This is a genomic window from Granulosicoccus antarcticus IMCC3135 (assembly GCF_002215215.1).
Taxonomy (GTDB): Bacteria; Pseudomonadota; Gammaproteobacteria; order Granulosicoccales; family Granulosicoccaceae; genus Granulosicoccus; species Granulosicoccus antarcticus.
This window is the reverse complement of sequence record NZ_CP018632.1, coordinates 4510266-4531005: the sequence shown is the minus strand read 5'-3', so window position 1 is coordinate 4531005 and position 20740 is coordinate 4510266. Positions and strand designations below refer to the sequence as shown.

At 51.6% G+C, this 20740-nt stretch carries 17 protein-coding genes and 1 riboswitch; of the genes, 12 read left to right on the top strand and 5 right to left on the bottom strand.

Annotated elements, in window-relative coordinates; genetic code table 11:
* Positions 1-3: 3 nt before the first annotated feature.
* Genes IMCC3135_RS19590 through thiD form a run of 4 tightly spaced genes read right to left on the bottom strand, consistent with a single transcriptional unit; the run spans position 4 to position 3358 of the window.
* Entirely contained in the window at positions 4-942 is a 939-nt protein-coding gene (locus IMCC3135_RS19590) for an ABC transporter substrate-binding protein (RefSeq protein WP_088919142.1), read from the bottom strand.
* Between the two features lie 4 nt (positions 943-946).
* Positions 947-1747: an ABC transporter permease gene (locus IMCC3135_RS19585; RefSeq protein WP_088921952.1), complete on the bottom strand. Its 801-nt coding sequence runs from the start codon at positions 1745-1747 to the stop codon at positions 947-949.
* A gap of 1 nt (position 1748) precedes the next feature.
* Positions 1749-2501 (bottom strand): ABC transporter ATP-binding protein, encoded by a 753-nt coding sequence (locus IMCC3135_RS19580; protein ID WP_205737620.1) that lies wholly within the window; start codon positions 2499-2501, stop codon positions 1749-1751.
* A gap of 2 nt (positions 2502-2503) precedes the next feature.
* Positions 2504-3358, bottom strand: a complete 855-nt coding sequence (gene thiD / locus IMCC3135_RS19575) for a bifunctional hydroxymethylpyrimidine kinase/phosphomethylpyrimidine kinase (protein WP_088919140.1) — start codon at positions 3356-3358, stop codon at positions 2504-2506.
* Positions 3359-3414: 56 nt separating this feature from the next.
* Positions 3415-3541, bottom strand: a riboswitch (TPP riboswitch).
* A 286-nt stretch (positions 3542-3827) separates the two neighbouring features.
* On the opposite strand from thiD, the gene IMCC3135_RS19570 reads away from it, so the two are divergent.
* From IMCC3135_RS19570 to IMCC3135_RS19550, 5 genes are all read left to right on the top strand, one after another.
* A complete protein-coding gene (locus tag IMCC3135_RS19570) occupies positions 3828-4916 on the top strand; it encodes a polyamine ABC transporter substrate-binding protein (protein ID WP_088919139.1) in 1089 nt (362 codons plus the stop codon).
* Positions 4917-5004: 88 nt separating this feature from the next.
* On the top strand, positions 5005-6150 hold the full coding sequence (locus IMCC3135_RS19565) for an ABC transporter ATP-binding protein (protein WP_088919138.1): 1146 nt from the start codon (positions 5005-5007) through the stop codon (positions 6148-6150).
* Complete coding sequence (locus IMCC3135_RS19560; RefSeq protein ID WP_418251402.1) at positions 6147-7130, top strand: ABC transporter permease subunit; 984 nt, start codon at positions 6147-6149, stop codon at positions 7128-7130. The genes IMCC3135_RS19565 and IMCC3135_RS19560 overlap by 4 nt, the downstream gene beginning before the upstream one ends.
* The gene (locus tag IMCC3135_RS19555) at positions 7130-7975 is read left to right on the top strand and encodes an ABC transporter permease subunit (RefSeq protein WP_088921950.1); all 846 of its coding nucleotides are present in this window, start codon (positions 7130-7132) and stop codon (positions 7973-7975) included. The genes IMCC3135_RS19560 and IMCC3135_RS19555 overlap by 1 nt, the downstream gene beginning before the upstream one ends.
* Before the next feature lie 169 nt (positions 7976-8144).
* On the top strand, positions 8145-9155 hold the full coding sequence (locus IMCC3135_RS19550; RefSeq protein ID WP_088919137.1) for a DNA replication terminus site-binding protein: 1011 nt from the start codon (positions 8145-8147) through the stop codon (positions 9153-9155).
* A gap of 32 nt (positions 9156-9187) precedes the next feature.
* Here the strand turns inward: IMCC3135_RS19550 and IMCC3135_RS19545 are convergent, their stop codons facing one another.
* A complete protein-coding gene (locus IMCC3135_RS19545; protein WP_157736137.1) occupies positions 9188-9637 on the bottom strand; it encodes a hypothetical protein in 450 nt (149 codons plus the stop codon).
* A gap of 412 nt (positions 9638-10049) precedes the next feature.
* On the opposite strand from IMCC3135_RS19545, the gene IMCC3135_RS19540 reads away from it, so the two are divergent.
* The 7 genes from IMCC3135_RS19540 to IMCC3135_RS19510 all read left to right on the top strand — a co-directional run bounded on the left by IMCC3135_RS19540 (position 10050) and on the right by IMCC3135_RS19510 (position 20732).
* Positions 10050-12704 carry a hybrid sensor histidine kinase/response regulator gene (locus IMCC3135_RS19540; RefSeq protein WP_088919135.1) on the top strand — a complete coding sequence of 885 codons (2655 nt, stop codon included), beginning with the start codon at positions 10050-10052 and terminating at the stop codon, positions 12702-12704.
* Positions 12705-12913: 209 nt separating this feature from the next.
* Entirely contained in the window at positions 12914-13702 is a 789-nt protein-coding gene (locus IMCC3135_RS19535) for a GntR family transcriptional regulator (protein ID WP_088919134.1), read from the top strand.
* 60 nt (positions 13703-13762) lie between these two features.
* On the top strand, positions 13763-14872 hold the full coding sequence (locus tag IMCC3135_RS19530) for an ABC transporter ATP-binding protein (protein ID WP_088919133.1): 1110 nt from the start codon (positions 13763-13765) through the stop codon (positions 14870-14872).
* A gap of 5 nt (positions 14873-14877) precedes the next feature.
* Positions 14878-15801, top strand: a complete 924-nt coding sequence (locus IMCC3135_RS19525) for an ABC transporter permease (RefSeq protein ID WP_088919132.1) — start codon at positions 14878-14880, stop codon at positions 15799-15801.
* A gap of 12 nt (positions 15802-15813) precedes the next feature.
* Positions 15814-16695 carry a carbohydrate ABC transporter permease gene (locus IMCC3135_RS19520; protein WP_088921949.1) on the top strand — a complete coding sequence of 294 codons (882 nt, stop codon included), beginning with the start codon at positions 15814-15816 and terminating at the stop codon, positions 16693-16695.
* A 57-nt stretch (positions 16696-16752) separates the two neighbouring features.
* On the top strand, positions 16753-18306 hold the full coding sequence (locus IMCC3135_RS19515) for a type 2 periplasmic-binding domain-containing protein (protein WP_088919131.1): 1554 nt from the start codon (positions 16753-16755) through the stop codon (positions 18304-18306).
* 74 nt (positions 18307-18380) lie between these two features.
* Positions 18381-20732 carry a DUF4962 domain-containing protein gene (locus IMCC3135_RS19510; RefSeq protein ID WP_088919130.1) on the top strand — a complete coding sequence of 784 codons (2352 nt, stop codon included), beginning with the start codon at positions 18381-18383 and terminating at the stop codon, positions 20730-20732.
* Positions 20733-20740 lie beyond the last annotated feature (8 nt).

The following is a 20740-nucleotide window of genomic DNA, read 5'->3' as shown; positions in this document are numbered from 1 at the left end:
ATATCAGCGGGCCTCGTAGGCGTAGGTGCTGGTTTCAGGCAAGGTATCGATCAGACCCTGCTTTTGCAGAAAGCGCGCAAAGTCTTCATATCGACGTGTATCCAGTGCGGCGGGGCGCAGTGCGAAACGGTGCAGGGTATCGCGCCAGGCACGCTGGTTCAGCTCGTTGTCGAGTATGTCCGTGTTGGTATTCTTGAACAATTCCCAGGCATCGTCAGAATGGTTGGCCAGATACGTGGTTGCACGTTCGACAGCTCGCAGGAAAGGGACGATCCATTCGGCGTCGCGTGATTCATTGTTGGTTACCAGGATCAGTTCGTCATAAAGTGGCACGCCGTGCTCTTCGGGGTAATAGGCCTTGCCTGCAAAGCCCTCGATGTCCAGCTGGTTGAGTTCAAAGTTGCGATAGGCACCAATGACGGCATCTACCTGTCCGGTGATGAGCGCGGGAGACAAGGAAAAGTTGACGTTGACCAGTTCGATATCGTCCAGTGACAGCGACTCGGTGTCCAGCATGGCTTTGAGCAAGGCATCTTCGAAACCGCCCACAGAAAAGCCAACCTTGCGACCCTTCAGGTCAGCAATGGATTTTACCGGACCGTCAGCCAGTACCACCAGTGAGTTCAAGGGGGTTGATATCAATGTACCAAAGCGCGACAGCGGCAAGCCTTCAGCGACCTGTACATGCAGTTGCGGCTGATAGCTGATGGCAACATCGGCTTTGCCAGCTGCGACCATTTTGGGGGGTAAGGAAGGATCTGCCGGTTCGATCAGTTCCACATCCAGGCCTTCCTCCTTGAAGTAACCCAGTTCTTTAGCCAGTATCAATTGGGCATGGTCCGGATTTACAAACCAGTCTAGTAAAACGGTCAGTGGTTTATCGTCTGCCAGACTTGCAGTACTGAAAAGCCACAGTGCCAGTAGCAGGTTCAATCGTTTCATGGGTTCAGTTTCGATGGGGTTGAGCGGTGTGGAACTGGCTGGAGTCACGTTGCCAGTAGAGGATTCGGTCAAGTAGCCGGTTAACGCAGAAGTACAACAGCAGTGCGATAAGGCACAGACACAATAATGCGGCGAACATCAGATCGGTTTGCATACGGCCATTGGCGTGCAGCATCAGATAGCCCAGACCTTTGCTTGAGCCAACCCATTCGCCGACCACCGCGCCAATGGGAGCAATGGAGGTGGCAACACGTATGCCTGAAGCAATTGAGGGCAGGGCGGCTGGCAGCCGGATCTGGAACATGATGCTCAATGGTGTAGCCCGTAGTGTCTGTGCCAGATCCAGCATGGCGGGCTGGGTGTGCCGGAGTCCGTCAAAGGTTGCGGCCACCACGGGAAAATAGATAATGAGTATGGCCATGATGATCTTCGAGCTGATGCCATAACCAAACCACAGGGTCAATAGCGGTGCCAGTGCGAAGACGGGCAGGGACTGACTGATGACCATCAGAGGCAGTGCCCAGCGACGCACAGAGGTTGATGCGGTCAGGCCAATGGCACTGATGATGCCCAGACAGCTGCCGATCACCAGGCCGACAACGATCTCGAAACCCGTGATCAATGAATGAGAGGCCAGTGATTGGGCGTGCGTCAGGACAGATTCGAAGACGGCCAAGGGGGCTGGCAGCATGAATTTCGGGATGCCCGTTATGCTCACCAGCAATTGCCAGAACACAAGGATGCTGGCAGCGGTGATGACAAAGTTCAGCAGCGCGGGGCGTTGTGTTGTTGGCAGCTTTTGCATATCAGGCGGCATCCACTTGCCTGCTCAGCGATTGCAGGTGATGCCATACCGTGGGTAGGTGCTGCATGACATAGGCATCATCCATGGCGCGAGGCGCAGCTGTCGACAGGCGAATGCTGTGAATGGATGAGGGCGATGCAGCACTGAGTACGTGGACTGCCTGTGACAGGCGCAGCGCCTCAATCGGATCATGGGTTACCAGCAGTACCGTGCGCTTTGATAACAGATCGAAGGCGAGTAGTTGCAGTTCATCTCGGGTGATGGCATCCAGTCGACTGAAGGGTTCGTCCATCAGTACGACAGGTTGATCCTCGAACAGGGTGCGGGCCAGGGCTATGCGCTGGCGCATTCCTCCTGAGAGCACAGCCGGTAGAGCATCGGCCCAGTCAGCCAGGCCGACTTGTTCAATCAGTGCCTGCGCGCGTTGCCGGTTGGCAGGGCTGCGTTCGCCACGCAAGCGGGCTCCCAGCTGCACATTGTCCAGATTCGACAACCAGGGTAGTAGGCCGTCCTCCTGTGCCATATAGGCAATCTGTCGGGATGCGCTCGGTTTGCCAAAGCTTGTAATGCAGCCCGAATCGGGCTGCTGCAAGCCTGCTACCAGCCTCAGGAGGCAGGATTTGCCTGCGCCACTGCGGCCCAGAATACTGTGCCATTGAGCCGATTCCATGCTGAGTGTCAGGCGATCAAAAATGCAATGCTCACCCAGTGTCAGGCTGACTGCCTGCAACTCGATGGCCGGAGCCTGAGTCACCTTCAACTCCACAGTGCATGAAAATGATGTACGGGACCGTGACCGTGCCCCACGTCCAGTTGATCGGCACAGGCAATCGCTTCGTGTATGTATTGCTCGGCGATGGCGATGGCTGTGTGCAAAGGCAGTCCTTTGGCTATTTCGGCAGTGATGGCCGATGACAAGGTGCAGCCGGTGCCATGTGTGTTGCTGGTGGGGATGCGTGGGTAGCAGAAGCGATGGATGGCGCCGTCTTGTAATAACAGATCGGTGCTGTCCGAGGATGCCAGGTGTCCGCCCTTGAGTAGAACCGCCGAGCAGCCGAACCGGCTCAGTGCCCTTGCCTGTGCTTCCATCTGCGCCTCGCTGCTGGCCTCGACATCACCCAAGAGCATGGCAGCTTCGGGGATGTTGGGAGTGATGAGGGTGGCTCGCGGGAAGAGGATGTCGCGCAAGGCCTCAATGGCGTCTGAGTGCAGTAATGAATCGCCACTCTTGGCCACCATGACAGGGTCAAGCACGACGGGGATGTCGGGGTATTGGTCGAGCACCACGCCGATGGCTTCAATGATGGGAATGCTGGCAAGCATGCCGATCTTGATGGCATCGACCTTCAGATCGGACAGGACGGCGACGAGTTGTTGCGTCACGAATTCAGGCGCCACCTCATGAATGGCACTGACCGAGCAGGTGTTCTGGGCAGTTAACGCGGTGATGGTGGAGGCGCCATAAACGCCTCGGGCGCTGAAAGTCTTCAGGTCTGCCTGGATGCCCGCACCACCGCCCGAATCCGATCCGGCAATGGTCATGGCGATCGGGATTCGCTGTCGCTGGGTATCAGCGCTCTGGGGCGGCAAGCTGGTTTTGTTGGTCTGCATGATTCACTCCTCGGCTAATACCGAGTGTGAAAGAGACCGGGGCATGGGAATCATGGTCATTCCCTTGGCTTGATCCCTTCGTCGGCATTATCCGCATCAGGTTCAGCGGGATCGTGCAGACATCTGCAGCATCTCAGCCGAACCCCCATGCGATATGGTTGTCCAGCACCCCGTCAAGTGGGCCAGAGACTAACATGCTATTTGGCTGATCGCCAACGCCTTATGCAATTATCGGCAAGCTTGCGCGCAAGCCATGCACCATTGCTGAGCCTATAAAGATGCTATCGATGAGGGGGACAGTTGTGCAGGATGAGGATATCTGGTATCAATCACACGCAATGCACATGGGAGTAGAGTGGGGGTATGTGGGGAGTTCAGGCTGTCGGACGTCCTGGATTGTCTGGTGTATTTCATCTTCCGTGTCTCTGCCACTTGTGGCAACAATCTGCAATTATCTAGAGAAAACAAGATGCTCAAGAACATAGTCCGAACAATGGTTGGATTCGCCCTCATCAGCACGGCTCATGCTCAAGAGGAAAAGGTTCTCAATATCTACAACTGGTCGGATTACATTGCCAAAGATACCATTGCCAATTTCGAGGCAGAAACCGGCATCAAGGTCAACTACGATGTCTATGACTCCAATGAGCTGCTGGAATCCAAGCTGATAGCAGGTAGCAGTGGCTACGATGTTGTCGTGCCCACAGCACCTTTCCTGGAGCGACAGATCATGTCGGGTGTCTTCGCAGAGCTTGATCGCAGCAAGCTGTCCAATTACGGCAATCTGGATACCGAGATCCTGACACGCATGGCCGCTCATGATCCGGACAATGCCCATTCTGTGCCTTATACCTGGGGGACGACAGGTTTTGCCTACAACGTTGACAAGGTGGCCGCTGCAATGCCCGATGCGCCGGTGGATAGCTGGGACATGATCCTGAACCCTGAGGTTGCGGAGAAGTTCCAGTCATGTGGCGTGACGGTGGCGGAGGCGCCAACCGAGGTCTTCGGTATTGTCATGGCCTATCTGGGAAAAGACCCTTATAGCAACGACGTCAAGGATGTCGAATTATTCGAAGAGCATATGTTGAAGGTACGACCTTTCATCAAGTATTTTCATTCATCACAGAATATCAATGACCTTGCCAACGGTGAGATATGCGTGTCCATGGGATACAACGGCGATATGCTGATTGCCCGCGATCGCGCCAGCGAAGCTTCGAATGGTGTCGATATCAAGTATGTCATTCCCAAAGAAGGTGCCGCTATCTGGTTCGACAGCCTGGCCGTGCCTGCTGATGCTCCCCATCCGGACAATGCTCATCAGTTCATCAACTACATGATGAGACCGCAGGTCATTGCTGATGTTTCCAACTATGTTTTCTATGCCAATGCCAACAGCGCATCAACGGAATTTGTCTCTGACGAAGTGAAGAGCGATCCGGCTATCTACCCTTCAGAAGCCGTCAAGGCTTTGCTGTTCGCCGACTTGGCGGACGAGAGAAAGTTTACCCGGGCGCTCTCCAGAGCCTGGACCACCATCAAGACTGGTAAGTAGGTAGCACGGCTGGCCCAGCCGGATTCAGCGATACCCTGAACCAGAATGACCTGGTTCAGGGCAATTTGAGCAAGTGGAGATATCAACAATGGCTGATACCGGTGAGCTGGCAAGCAAGGTGAAGGTGCCATGGAATGACGCGGAGGCAAAGCCCTATATACAGCTGGAGAACGTGACCAAGAAGTTCGGTAACTTTTCGGCTGTCGACAATGTCTCGCTGGATATCTACAAATCAGAGCTGTTCTGTCTGTTGGGTGGGTCGGGGTGCGGCAAGTCGACTCTGCTGAGAATGCTGGCAGGATTTGAGGAGCTTAGCAGCGGGCGCATTCTGCTCGATGGCGTCGACATGGCCGGTATTCCGCCTTATGAGCGACCTGTCAACATGATGTTTCAGTCTTATGCCTTGTTTCCGCATATGACAATCGAAGCCAATGTGGCCTTCGGCCTCAAGCAGGAGGGCGTTGCCAAGGCCGACATCAACAAGCGTGTGACTGACATGCTGGAGATGGTGAAACTAGGCGATTTCAGGAAACGCAAGCCGCACCAGTTGTCCGGCGGGCAGCGACAGCGTGTGGCACTGGCCCGGGCACTGATCAAGCAGCCAAAGCTGTTATTGCTGGATGAGCCACTGGGTGCGTTGGACAGAAAGCTGCGGGAGAATACGCAGTTTGAACTGATGACCTTGCAGGAAGAGCTGGACATCACCTTTGTGGTGGTGACCCATGATCAGGAAGAAGCCATGACGCTTTCCAGCCGCATCGGTGTCATGGACAAGGGACGCATTGAACAAGTGGGTTCCCCTAACGAGATCTATGAACACCCTGCATCACGATTTGTTGCCAACTTCATCGGTTCGGTCAATCTGTTCGATGGCAATGTCATTGAAGATGCGGATGATCATGTGCGAATCAGTTCGGATGCAGCGGGCTGTAACCTGTACATCGATCACGGTGTCAATAACGTCAGTGAAGGCTCACGCGTATCGGTGGCAGTACGGCCAGAAAAAATCAGAATATCGCGCCAGAAGCCTGACCAGGAAGACAATGTTGCCTACGGCACGATAATCGAAGTTGCTTATATGGGCAGCCTGTCCATCTACCGGATACAACTGAAGGCGGGGCCCATGATTCAAGTCACACAACCTAATCTGGATCGGGATACGGAGCAGTTCACCTGGGATGATGAAGTGTTTTTGAGCTGGAAGCCCTACAGCGGCCTGGTACTGACAGCGTGAAGTTCGGGCATCCCTCTCTGGGCAATGGCTTGATCTCGCTCTTCGAGCCGCTCATGCATACTTCTCTGGGCAGAGCCGTGGCGGCCGTGTTGGGTGCATTTGGCGTGACGGGCCGCAGCAGTGTTATCGCCATTCCCTTCTTGTGGTTGTTCCTGTTTTTCCTGCTGCCTTTTGTCATTGTTCTGAAGATATCGCTGGCAGAGTACGCCACCGCCATCCCTCCCTATAGCGACCTGCTGGAGTGGGGGGAGGATGCCGTGGTTTCCATCAAGCTGAATTTTGGTAACTTCCAGTTCCTGCTTGAAGATGATCTCTATTGGGCCGCGTATCTGAACTCGGCAAGGATTGCCCTGATTTCGACCCTGTGGTGTCTGTTGATTGGCTATCCCATGGCTTATGCCATTGCGCGTGCGAATCCCGTCAATCGCAACATTCTGCTGATGCTGGTCATCCTGCCATTCTGGACATCGTTTCTGTTGCGTGTCTATGCCTGGATGGGGATTTTGAAGAACAACGGCATCATCAATAACATTCTGATGGGTCTGGGTATCATCGATCAGCCCATCGTCATGATGCAGACCGACTTTGCGGTCTATCTGGGTATTGTCTATTCCTATCTGCCTTTCATGATTCTGCCCTTGTATGCGAATCTGGAGAAGCTGGACGGCACACTACTGGAGGCTGCCTACGATCTGGGGTGCAAGCCTTTCAAGACCTTTCTGGTCATCACCTTGCCGCTGTCGTTACCGGGAATCATTGCTGGCTCCATGCTGGTGTTCATACCGGCCGTTGGCGAATTCGTGATCCCCTCGTTGCTGGGTGGACCGGATACTCTGATGATAGGCAGAGTGTTATGGGATGAATTCTTCAACAACCGTGACTGGCCGGTTGCTTCAGCTGTTGCCATTGCCATGCTGGCATTTCTGGTGGTGCCGATCATGGTGTTCCAGCACTATCAGAACCGACAGCCGGAGGCATGATGAAGATTCGCAAACGCTTCAACTTTCTGCTTGCCAGTCTGATATTCGGCTATGCCTTTCTTTATATTCCCATCATCTCGCTGATTGTTTTCTCATTCAATGAGTCAAAGCTGGTTACTGTCTGGGGTGGTTTTTCGACCAAATGGTACGGTGAGCTGTTCCGCAACGAGCAGATTATCCAGGCAGCCCTTCTGAGCTTGCGCATTGCGGTTATCAGCGCCTGCTTTGCCGTGGCATTTGGCACGCTGGCAGGCTTCGTCATGGCCCGTATGCGTCAGTTCCGGGGGCGTACCCTGTTTACCGGGATGTCCATGGCACCACTGGTGATGCCGGAAGTGATTACCGGTTTGTCGCTGCTGTTGTTCTTTGTCGCACTGGAGAAGCTGACCGGCTGGCCTAATGGGCGAGGGGTCACCACCATCACGATTGCCCACATCACTTTTTCCATGGCCTATGTGGCGGTGATCGTCCAGGCGCGTCTGGCGGATATGGATCCCTCGCTGGAGGAGGCTGCGATGGATCTGGGGGCAAAGCCTGCCAAGGTGTTTTTTGCCATTACGCTGCCTATCGTGGCACCGGCATTGATATCCGGATGGCTGTTGGCTTTCACACTGTCGATTGATGATCTGGTTATTGCAAGCTTTGTCTCAGGGCCGGGTTCAAGCACCTTGCCCATGGTTATCTTCTCCAAGGTCAGGCTGGGTGTCAGCCCGGATATCAACGCCCTGGCAACCATTATCATCGGCATTGTTGCTATCGGTATTCTGATAGCGATCATTGCTCTGAAGCGTCAGGAGAAACGACAAATGCGCGATGCGCAGCTGATGATGTCAGAGGATGGCTGAGGGCGATAGCCGAAGCTTGTTGAGGTAGTCAATGACTGGTAAAAATATACCACCATTGCTATAGTGCCTGAATATGCCGCATCCCTGACATCCTGAACCCTGACCATTATTTGAAGTTCAGCAACAGGGGGTGTTAATCATGAAACAGGGAAAAAGGTGCTGATTTTCGATGGAAACTCTCAATCGTCATCCTGCAATACAGTTGTACCAAGAGCTGCTGGGGCAACTTGCCTGTCTGGTTGACGAGGTTCGATCGCATTGCGATGGTGTCGTTGTCTATCAGCTGCCCGTGGTGGAGGCGGAAAGCGTTGTTCCTTCTCATTTTCCGGTTGAAAAATCTGGAGTGATTGACGGAGTTGAACCTGAGGCACTCGAGCTGGCCTGCAGTGCGCTAAAACGTTTTTCGATCAGTGCCGGGCAGAAAAGGACAACAACCTATCGATTGCCGGGATATATTTCGCTCAGCAAGGATCTGAGTGAGCAGATTGCTGCGGTCAACGAATTGAAAGATCGTCTGCAAGCTCATGTGCTGAAGGCCTATCCCGACACCGTCAGGCGCAGTCGTGCCTGTACGCAGATATTTCCGGGTGTGCACATGAATCAGGTCTACCGGCATGTGTTCCTGATTCCAGAACACATCACACGCGTCAATTTTACCTGGCAATGTCAGACACCGGCGGATGTCTGGATCACTCCCGTACAGGCTGTCGAGCTGGCTGAAATCGCACTGGAAGAAGAATCGCAGAAGATATCAAAGGATGAAAACAAGCGACTGGCATTGCAGATGTCGCTTGAGTACTTTCAAGGCTTGCCTCGGCATAAAGAGATTACCCGGGAAGAGCTGGTAGACATCGACCCGCGCAAGATTCCGTATCAGTTGTTACGTCGCAACTACGTCAGGCCGCATCCGCGTGTTCAGATGTTTGATTCATCCGTCGGCGCAGCTGCATTATTCACTCATGCCGCCAACCTTCCGTTGATTCGAATACCTTCATCCACGTCCCTGAAAGTTCGTGATCTCAAGGACTACGCTGCTGGCAAATCCAGGAAAAGATCAGATACCAAATCAGGCTTTGAAGAGTTGTCCAGCGCTCTGCATGTGCTGGGAGGCTATCCCAGCGTCGATATGTATCGTCGTCGACTTATCCTGCAGGAAAAATCGAGAAAAAGGCGAGAGTAGGCATTGTCTGTCGGAACAAACAGATGAATATCTCAGACGAGTGTATCGACACCGATTGTCTGACCCTGGATTTCAAGCATGAGATCCAGCGCAATTTTAAACTGCCTGGCTATCGTTGAATTGCCAGCGGCAAGGGCGGCATCCATCCCGAACCGGGCATTTGCAAGAAAATCCAGGGCTTCATGTTGATCCAATTCCCCAGACACTGCCTTCTCATCGATCTGCACATTGGCGCTTAGCCATGTGAAAGTTGCACTATCTTCGAGGGATAGCTGCCCGCTTCTCGTCTGGCAGTTGACCAGATCGTGCAGCTCTTGTCGACTCATATTGGAAAAATTGGCCCGTTTGAACCGGGCTGAAACGGCGGCGCGATTATTTTCCCTTGATCCCGAGTGAGGTGTTGTAACCAGAGGTGGGCTGTGCTCATCGTCCGTGACAGTCGAGCTGGTTGCCTGAGCATTGGATTTTCGAACAATTTTCATGTTCATTATCTTCGATAAGCGTGTACCGACGATTCAAGGAAGCAAAGCCTGTTCCAGTCAGTCGTACAAGCCTGTTTGATACGTAACAGGATAAAGGGGTAAGGGGTACAAGGCTGGCGTAATGCAAGGCGTTGTCACGTCGCGCATAGTTGAGGTTGTAGTTCAATGGCTTGGGGGTTACATTTCATTGAACAGGCTGAAATTTACGGTGGAGTAGCTGACAGCTTGTTAAGCTTTCATCAATCAGTACATAATGTTGTTTTACGACAGTTATGTTGTTTCGGAATCTGGGGGTGGAATGGAAGGCACTGCTACTCTGATCACGAGCTCCTCCATTTCACGAGCCCTTATTGCCCGCGAGTGACGAAGTGCAGCTGTATAGGCTCAAGGAATATGCCTGGACTTATCCAATATGAAAATCAGATTTACCGTGCTCGCGATTTTTCCGTTGATGGTTTTACTGGCAGGTTTGCTGGTGATAACCATGCAGTACGCCGTCTCCTATCAATTTGATTCTGCTGCAGTACATGGAAAGTCTGCTAGTCACTTTCAGGTTATCAGTGCTCAGCTGAAGGCGTCTGCCTCTGGTGGGCCAAACGAGACTCAGTTCGAGAGTTTGAGTGGGGAAATGCGCTGGCTGAAGTCGACCATGCGTGATTTGCAAATAGCCGTTGTTCTGGATGATACGGAAACGATTATCGACTCTTCTGATCCGCAGGCGATTGGTCGTTCACTGAACGAGTTTCCTGGCTTGAATGATTTTGCCACTCAGTTTTCAAGGGAAAGTTTGTTGGGTGGACAGCTCTACAATATCGGCGATGGGGGGCTGGCCTACGGGGTACTTGCCTTTGAGCTTCCCGGCAATGCTGCAGGTAGTAATCCGGAGATTGGCCTGATAGGCCTCATTCTGGACCAGCGACAGCTAGTGAGTATATTGAAGAAAAAGAGGCTATCGATCGCCGGCTACAGCACGCTCATTCTGTTTATTGTCACGGTGACTTTCTGGATACTGCTGGGTCGATTCTTCATCGATCCGTTGCTGCGGCTTCGTTCGACCATTCGCTCATTTTCGAAAGGTGACTACTCGGTCTCTGCCAATCTGGTTCAGGGAAATGAGATGGGGGAGATTTCCTTGTTACTGGACTCTTTGGCCTCCATTCACAGAGAGAAAGACAAAGCGGAAGCATCGCGAAATCGTCTGGCCCAGATTGTCGAGGATAGCGTCTCTGAAATCTATGTGGCTGATGCGAAGAGTTACAAGATACTCAATGCAAATCGAGCGGCCAGGGAAAACATGGGATACAGCCTGGAGGAGTGTGTTGATCTGATGCCCTGGGATTTTGTTGGAGATCTGACAGAGCAGAATGTGGGTGAGGTAGTTGCATTGTTGAGTCGTGGGGATCTTGATTTCTACAATTTTGAAACGACACACAAGCGTAAGGATGGATCGATCTATCCCGTACAGGCCTCTCTGCAGATCATGACGAATCAGTCTCCACCTGTTGTGGCGGCTATGGTTCAGGATATGACGGAGAGAAACCGGCAGCAGGAAGACGTCAGACTACGTGATCGGGCGATTGAAGAGCTGGATGTGGGGGTTGGTATCGTTGATGTGAGAAAAGCGGGACGCCCCATCGTCTACGTGAATCGTCATTTGTGTGAAATGACCGGCTATACGGCCGAGCAGTTGATCGGTAGCGGGCCTGAAATTTTCAGGGATGAAGATCACAATGATGATGGGGTCTGTAAAATCGATGCGGCCCTGGCCAAGGGAGACCCTGTGCAGGTCTTGATGACGTATAAACGCAAGACTGGTACAAAGTACATTGTTGATCTTTATCTCTCTCCGGTACACGATACAGAGGGTCATCTGACACACTACGTAGGAATCATCAGAGACGTTACCAAGAAGCTGGAAACAGAAGCACAGTTAAACAGATCGCAAAAAATTGAAGCTATCGGTCAATTGGCAGGCGGTGTGGCACATGACTTCAACAATCTGTTGAGTGTCATCATTGGCAACATCGAATTTTTGAAGTGTGAAGCAGATGACGAGCATCAGAAGGAACTGTTGAATCAGGCGGATGCTGCCGCTCAAATGGGTGCAAGGTTGACCCGGAAGTTGTTGAGTTTTGCCAAACAAGATCAACTGGAGCAACTGGTGCTTGACGTTAATGAGCAAATTCAAGAAGCCATGTCATTGTTGCGCACAACCATTGGTGACAACTACTCTCTGGATTCTTCTCTGGATCCGGACTTGTGGCATATCTGTGCAGATCCTACCGGTATAGAGAATGCGGTGGTCAATCTGACCCTGAATGCCCGCGATGCCATGCCCGAAGGAGGACTTATCATGATCGAGACTCATAACGTGAGTATCGGTGCTGATGAGGCCGGGGATTATCTGGGTGTTGCCGCTGGTGACTATGTCCGGCTGTCAGTCTCTGACTCGGGTTGTGGGATGAGTGCTGATGTTGTCGAGCGGATCTTCGAGCCTTTTTATACAACCAAGGATGTGGGGGAGAATTCAGGACTCGGACTCGCATCAACCTATGGATTCGCACGGCAATCTGGCGGTAATGTCATCGTGGATTCAAATGCAGGTTCTGGTGCAATGATCAGTGTTCTTCTGCCCAGAAGTGAGAAGGAGATGATCCTCACTGAACCGATGCAGGAGGCAGAGGTTGAGCATGCAGCGGAGAGTTGTCGAGTCCTGGTGGTCGAGGATGATGAGATGGTCATGGAGGTAACCGTGGAGCGACTGCATGCTTTTGGTTATCTCACTACACAAGTGACCAGTGGTCTTGAGGCGATCGCTCTGCTCGAGAAAGATGCAAGCTTTGACCTGGTGCTGACGGATCTGGTCATGGGAGGCGGGGTGTCTGGCTACGACGTGGCAGATTGGGTTCATCAGCACTTGCCCTCGTGCAAGGTATTGCTGACATCCGGCTACAGTGATCAAAGAGTTGAAGGGCAGCACTCTGACAAACGCCCACGTCTGTTGCAAAAGCCTTATCGGATGGCAGATCTGAAAGAAGCGATTAATGCTGTGCTCGAAGAAGTCTGAGTTTTCTCTGTTCAGGACTTCTTGTTGAGGCGGATGCGTCGGGTTGAGGGTTTGTTGAGCCACTGCTGCTGCAGGGGCAGACTGGAGGGTAGAAATATATCTCACTTATGAATGGCAAACATTACATCAAGTCCCTGAGTTGAATATTCACATACACATGTAAGTCGGAACTGGTATATTAGATCTACACATAGGTATATCTGGCTGATATGACTTCTTCTGCTTCCACTGACATTCTTGGCACGCCGGATCGCGCATCCGTTGGCTCACTGCTAAGTGACGCTTGTCTGGTATCGGGCGAGGGTTTGGCAAATCAGATTTACCGCTTGCTGTGGGATCTGATTGTCAATATTCAGTTGCAACCCGGGCAATTGGTGTCAGAGAAGGAAATTGCCGAATCTCTTAACTCCAGCAAGACACCGGTGCGTGAAGCGTTGATTCGCCTTGAAGAAGCCGGGCTTGTCAATGTGGTTCCCAAGAGTGGCACTTACGTGACACCCATTCGAATCAATACCTATATCGGTGCTTGTTTCATTCGCTTGCAACTGGAAACAGGTGCCGTGCGTCGTGCTGCGATTCAGCCTTCCCACAGGCAGAGCCAGCTGACAGAGATTATCAAGGAGCAGGAAAAGGCTATCGAGAATGAAGACTTTCCCTTGTTCTTCATTCTGGATGAGCGATTGCACGAAGCATTTTTCATCGTGGCAGGCATACCTGCTGTCTGGCCTGTCGTAAAGCGAACCCAGTCTGAGGTATATCGCATGCGTAAGCTGAAACGGATGTTCAGAATCAATAGAAGGGCTCAGGTGTTGAATCAACATCGAGCCATTGTCGATGCAATACAGTCATGTAATCCAGATGCAGCGCAGGTGGCGCTCACGAACCATATAGGTTCTCTGGAAGGCGAATTACAAGAGTTGTCCGCCTTGCCTGAGTTGCTGGCATTCATCGAAGAATCTACGGTTGGCAGACAACGGTCAAGAACTCCGCGTCTGTAACCAAATGTGATTACACATACCAATGTGTCGGACTGTCAGATTATTCACTGGGGGTGAAGAGTGTCTCAAGTAGTTCTGGAAAAAATCGTAAAAAGCTACGGCGATGTTGATGTGGTGCATGGCATCGATCTAACGGTAGCCTCCAAGGAGTTTGTCGTTCTGGTCGGGCCCTCGGGCTGCGGCAAGTCGACGACGCTACGCATGATTGCTGGTCTGGAAGAGATATCGGGAGGCAAGCTATATATCGGGGACAAGGTTGTCAATGATGTCGCACCTAAGGATCGGGACGTGGCGATGGTTTTCCAGAACTACGCACTCTATCCTCATTTGAATGTGTATGAAAATATTGCATTTGGCTTGCGAATTCGAAAAGTTGACAAGGAAGAGATAAAGCGAACGGTAGCCGAGGTCGCTGAAATTCTTAGTCTGACCCCACTACTGGAAAGGAAGCCAGCTGATCTTTCAGGTGGGCAGCGGCAACGTGTTGCCATGGGCCGCGCCATTGTTCGCCATCCTGAAGTATTTCTTTTTGATGAACCACTGTCTAATCTGGATGCTCAATTGCGAACGCAGATGCGAGCTGAAATCAAGCGCCTGCATAAACGACTGGGTGTTACCAGCGTCTATGTGACGCATGATCAGGTCGAAGCCATGACCCTGGCGGATCGAATCGTGGTCATGAGCCAGGGGCGCATCGAACAGGTCGGTACACCCATGGAATTGTTCATGAACCCAGCCAATCGCTTTGTGGCAGGTTTCATTGGTTCTCCTCCGATGAATCAGCTGAAGGCGGTCATCGTTGATAGCAAGGACGGTCCGGCAGCCCAGCTATCAGAGACCGTACAGATTCCATTGCCGGCCGCTGAAGGCATGGGTGCGGCCATTGGTCAGTCCGTGATTATCGGTATTCGCCCGGAGGATGTATTGCTTGAAGCAAACGAGTCTTTGCCAACGGTTCCGCTGGAGATCAATCTCATTGAGCCTTTGGGATCAGAGGCGCTGATACACGCGGTAGTCGCGGATGAACCCTTTGTCATAAAAACAGATACTCATGGCGATATCGATCACCTGAATCACATCACGCAATTCTATGTCAACGTCGATCGTGTAAAAGTATTCGACGAGAAGAGTGGTCTTGCACTTTATCGACCTGATCAGAAGCGGGGGTAGGGGGTATGGATTTCACAACACGCATACGTTGGTTTTTCAAGCATGTTCGCAAGGAATGGCAGCTCTATCTGCTATTGGCACCTCTGATCATCTGGTTCCTGCTGTTTCTCTACAAGCCGATGTATGGCTTGCAGATTGCCTTCAAGGATTTCAGCCTGTTTCGTGGGGTAGACGCAAGTCCCTGGGTGGGGCTTGAGCATTTTCGAACTCTGTTCGACAGCGATACGTTCATAAGAGCGATAAAAAACACTTTTATCATCAGCTTTCTGAATCTTGCGATTGCCTTTCCCATGCCAATTCTTCTGGCGCTGATGTTCAATGAGATCGTTCAGGGGAAATTCAAGAAAGTGGTACAAACCATTGTGTACCTGCCGCACTTCATATCGTTGGTTATCATTGCGGGTATTGTTATCAATGCGTTCTCGCCCTCCACAGGTGTCGTCAACCTGATCCTGGGAAAGTTCGGAATCGAACCCATCTACTTTCTCACGCAGCCTGAATGGTTCAGACCCATATTCATCGGCTCCGGTATCTGGCAGGAAGCAGGCTTTCAGTCTATCGTCTATCTGGCAGCTATCGCCGGGGTAAGTCCTTCGCTCTATGAAAGTGCGGTTGTCGATGGTGCGAATCGCTGGCAGATGATGTGGAAAATCACCCTGCCTTGTATTTTGCCTACCATTGTCATCATGTTGATCATTCGAATCGGAAATCTTCTGGAAGTCGGATTCGAGCTCATCATTCTGTTGTACCAGCCTGCAACCTTTCAGACGGCCGATGTCATCAATACGTTCATCTATCGTCAGGGACTTGTTGGTAATCAGTACGATGTTGCTGCTGCTGCGGGTCTTTTCAATGCGGTCGTTGCCTTCGTGCTTGTCATGGCGGCTAACACGATCAGTCGACGTCTCACCAGAACATCACTTTGGTAACGGAAGATGAGCATGCAAAACATGAATCTGTATTCCCGGGGTGACAAGCTCTTTGTCAAGATCAACATCACCCTGTTGACACTCTTTGCACTGAGTACGCTGTATCCGTTCATCTATATTATTGCGGTGTCTTTCAGTTCGGGTACGGCGGTGACTTCGGGAGAAGTCATCTATCGTCCTATCGACCTGACCATCGCCGCTTATAAATACGTATGGGCCGAACCGCAGTTCTGGAATTCCTACCTGAATACCTTCATCTATACGATATTCGGTACGTTGACCAGTTTGCTGATCATCATTCCGGGGGCTTATGCCTTGTCGCGGCCTCAGTTGGTTGGACGACGGTTTTTCAACCTGTTTGTTGCATTTACGCTCTGGTTCAATGCTGGCCTGATTCCTTTCTTTCTGAACATGAAAGACCTGGGTTTGCTGGATAGTTATTTCGGCATCATCGTCGGTTTTGCGGTCAATGCGTTCAATGTCATTCTGCTGAGAAACTTCTTTGAAGGTATTCCGCAATCCTTCGAAGAGGCGGCGAGAATGGATGGTGCCAATGACTTCCAGGTTTTGTGGAAGGTCTATATGCCGCTGTCAAAACCTGCTCTTGCCACGATTGCCTTGTTCTGTATTGTCTCTCGATGGAACGGCTTTTTCTGGGCCATGATTCTTTTGCGAGATGAGGACAAGGTGCCCTTGCAAGTCTTTTTACGCCAGACCATCGTGTCTCTGACCAGTGATGAGGAGTTTGGTAGCACACTGCTTGAATCTGCCTACTCGTATGAAACGGTCACGGCGGCGATCATCGTTGCATCCATCATTCCTGTGTTGTTCATCTATCCATTCCTGCAAAAATATTTCAACAAGGGAATTATGCTGGGAGGCGTCAAGGAATAGGTCAGCTTCTGCAGTGACTTGTTGTATCTCACCAATTCAATACCATCGGAGCAATCCATGATTTTAAAAAAACTTCCACTGGTCGCCGCCATGGCCGCCACAATGGGTCTCTGCAACCCACCCCTGTGGGCGGCAGACGACTATAAAGTGACGGACAAGCCGTTGACTCTGGACATCCATTTTCATTCGGGTGACAAGATTGTCTATAACAATGACTGGCCTGTTGAGAAAAGAGCTGCCGAGCTAACCGGTATCAGTTTGAATGGCGTTGCCTCCATGGCCACCCAGAAAAGTGCTGATGCGTTCAACCTGATGATCGCCTCTGGCGAGATTGCCGACATAGTGGGTGGTAACAGACTCAGAGACGGATTCAATCAATACGGACAGGAAGGCGCGTTCCTGCCTTTGAATGATCTGATTGATGAGCATGCACCCAACATCAAGGCTTTTTTTGAAAGCCGACCGGAGATCAAGGCGGCGATCAGCGCGGCCGATGGCAACCTCTACTACATACCGTATTTGCCAGAAGGTGATTTCGGGCGCATGTACTTCATTCGTCAGGATTGGCTTGATACGCTAAAGCTTGAGGTACCTGAAACCATCGATGATCTGTACAAGGTTCTGACAGCGTTCCGCAACGATGATCCGAACGGCAATGGCAAGACGGATGAGATTCCGTTCCTGTCACGAGACTGGGAAGAGATCGTACGTCTTGTTATTTTCTGGGATGCCAGAACAACGGGTTCCGATACCTTCCATGACTACTACGTCAAGGATGGAAAGATCACGCACGGGTACACAGAAGAAGCGTACAAGACGGGCATGACCAATTTGGCGAAGTGGTACAAGGAAGGGCTTATCGATCCTGAATTCTTCACGCGTGGCAAGCGATCCAGAGAAGTGCTTTTTGGTTCGGATGTTGGCGGCATGACTCACGATTGGTATCCGTCCACGACCAGCTTCAACGATTCTCTGGCAGACAAGGTTGAAGGTTTCAATCTTCAGGCGATGGCACCACCTGCGAGTCCATCGGGTCGTAAACTGGAGGAGCACCGCGTTATTCCTGTCAAGCCAGACGGTTGGGCGATTGGTTATACCAACGAGCACCCGGTGGAAACAATCAAGTACTTCGATTTCTGGTTTTCTGATGTAGGTCGTCGTCTGTCCAATTTTGGCGTGGAAGGCGAGCAATATGACATGGTCGATGGCAAGCCGATCTACAAGCCTGAGATTCTGAATGGCTCCGATCCGGTTAATGCACAGATGTGGAACATCGGCGCACAGATTCCCAAGGGCTTCCACCAGGATTTCGAATATCAGGTTCAATGGACCAATCAGATGGGCCTGGATGCTATCGCACTCTATGAGGCAGGTGATTACCTGACTGAGCAGTTCCTGGGGGTCTCAATGAACCCTGAAGAGCAGAATGTTTATGACAAGTATCAACAAAACATGCTGACTTATATGCTTGAGATGCAGCAGATCTGGATTCTGGGCTCTGAGGATGTTGGGGAAGGATGGGACGACTATCAGGAAAAGCTTGAGAAGCTTGGCTATAGCAAGGTCATCGAGGCCATGCAATCGGCTTACGATCGACAATACGGCGGTTAACCGCTTATCAGTGAGCTGCCTGATCACAAGATGATCGGGCAGCTATTTTCTATTAATTGATCGAGATACTTATAATGTCCTCACGTGCGCCTGTCAGTTCGGGTTCGAAAAAAGCAGCGGCTAATTTCCTTGACGAGCCCAGGGCGGGCAGACTGACGATCGGTTATTCACCGGGAGCGGATGATAAACTCATTGAAAACCCGCCCAGGTTTTCATGGTTGCCTGTGTTGGAAGATGGTGCGCAGTATGTTCTGCGTGTGTCTTCGAATGACAAGTTTCCAGCAGAGTCCACGACGAGCTATAGTGGAATCTCTCTGAATTTCCATACACCTGATCAGCCGTTGCCACCGGGAAGCTATTTCTGGTCCTACGCTGTCTGGTGCCCGGATAAACGCAAGCCCATCACTGACTGGAGTCAGGTTCGCACCTTCGAACTTGCCGCTGATTTGCCCGAGACGCCGCTGGCCACACGCGCCACTCGTTACGCAAACGCACCGAAAGGTCATCCCAGACTCTGGCTGGACAAGGGCTCACTGGCAAGCTTTCAGACTTCCATCAATGAGGATCCTGGATTTTGTGCCTGGGATGTTTTCCTTGAAAAATCAGTGCTGCCTTGGATGGATCGAGAGATCCTGACAGAGCCAAAACCTTACCCCAACAATCAGCGTACTCCACCGGTCTGGCGACAAACTTATATTGATTGTCAGGAAGTGCTTTACGCTATCCGTCATCTGGCTATCGCTGGCAAGGTGCGCAAGGATGCCGAGATGGTCGAGCGGGCCAAGGCCTGGTTGCTCGAAGCTGCCAGCTGGGACCCTGATGGAACCACCTCAAGAGCCTATACCGATGAATGGGCGTTTCGCATCAATCTGGCACTTGCATGGGGCTATGACTGGTTGCACGATGTCCTGACGGAGGAGGAAAGAACGGTTGTTCGTGCTGCACTGCTGGCGCGTACCCGCCAGATTGCTGTGCACGTCATGCTGCAATCCAATATTCATTTGTTTCCATTCGACAGTCATGCGGTTCGTTCTGTCTCAGCGGTGCTGATTCCTGCCTGTATTGCCATGCTGGACGAGGAGCCCGAGGCAGAAGAATGGCTCAATTACAGCATTGAGTTTCTTTATACCGTCTATTCCCCGTGGGGTGATGCTGATGGCGGCTGGGCAGAAGGGCCGCATTACTGGATGACGGGTATGGCTTATCTGATTGATGCTGCCAATCTGCTCAAGAGCTTTACGGGTCTTGATCTTTATGCTCGACCATTTTTCCAGAAAACCGGTGATTTTCCGCTGTACACAAAATCCCCAGACACGCGCCGAGCAACGTTTGGTGATGATTCAACGATGGGTGATCTTCCTTGCTTGAAGGTGGGATACAACCTGCGACAGTTTGCCGGAGTTACCGGTAATGGTGCCTACCAGTGGTTCTTCGAAGAGATCCTGCGTAACGATCCGGGTACGGAAATGGAGTTCTACAACTACGGTTGGTGGGATCTGCGTTTCGACGACATGGCTTACAGGCACGACTTTCCCAGTGTCGAGGCAGACATACCGGAGGACATGGAAGTACTGAAATGGTTTCGTGGTATTGGCTGGGCGGCTCTGCAAGTCGACATGGACGAGCCGGACAAGCATATGCAGTTCGTGTTCAAGTCCAGCCCTTACGGCTCGATCAGTCACAGTCATGGTGATCAGAACGCTTTCTGTCTCTCGGCGTTCGGGGAAGATCTGGCCATACAATCGGGCTACTATGTTGCATTCAACAGCTCCATGCATCAGGCATGGCGCCGGCAGACACGTTCCAAGAATGCCATTCTGATCAATGGTAAGGGCCAGTATGCTGACAAGGATAAAGCGCGTGCGATGCGTGCTTCAGGTCAGATCGAATTTGCCAATGTGCATGAGGACCATATACACATACGTGGTAATGCAACGGCGGCGTATGCCTCGGTTAATGACAGTGTCACATCCGTGCTTCGCGATATCTACTTTGTTCGCAATCAGTACTTCGTCATCGTTGACAGCATTGATGCTGATAGTCCGGTGAGTATTGAATGGCTGCTGCACACCAATGAGCCGATGCAGTTGGCAAAGAACTCATTTCGTTACTCGGGTGAGAAGGCGGGCTTCTACGGGCAGATACTCTGGTCGGAAGCAGGGGCACCAGCCCTTAGTCAGGAAGCTGCCTTCGAAGGAGTTGACCCGAATGAGATCAAAGGTTTGCCAGTGAGTTCGCAATTGACCGTTGCCTATCCCGAATCGCGTCGGCACCGAATTGCAACCTTGTTGGTGCCGTATCCGTTGAGTGAACCTCGTCGCGTGTTTCACTTTCTCGATGATCAAGGGTACGATTGTGATTTATACTTCACAGATGCTGATGACCAGTCTTTCAAGATAACTGTGCAGAAGTTGGCAAAAGCTTGAATTAGCTG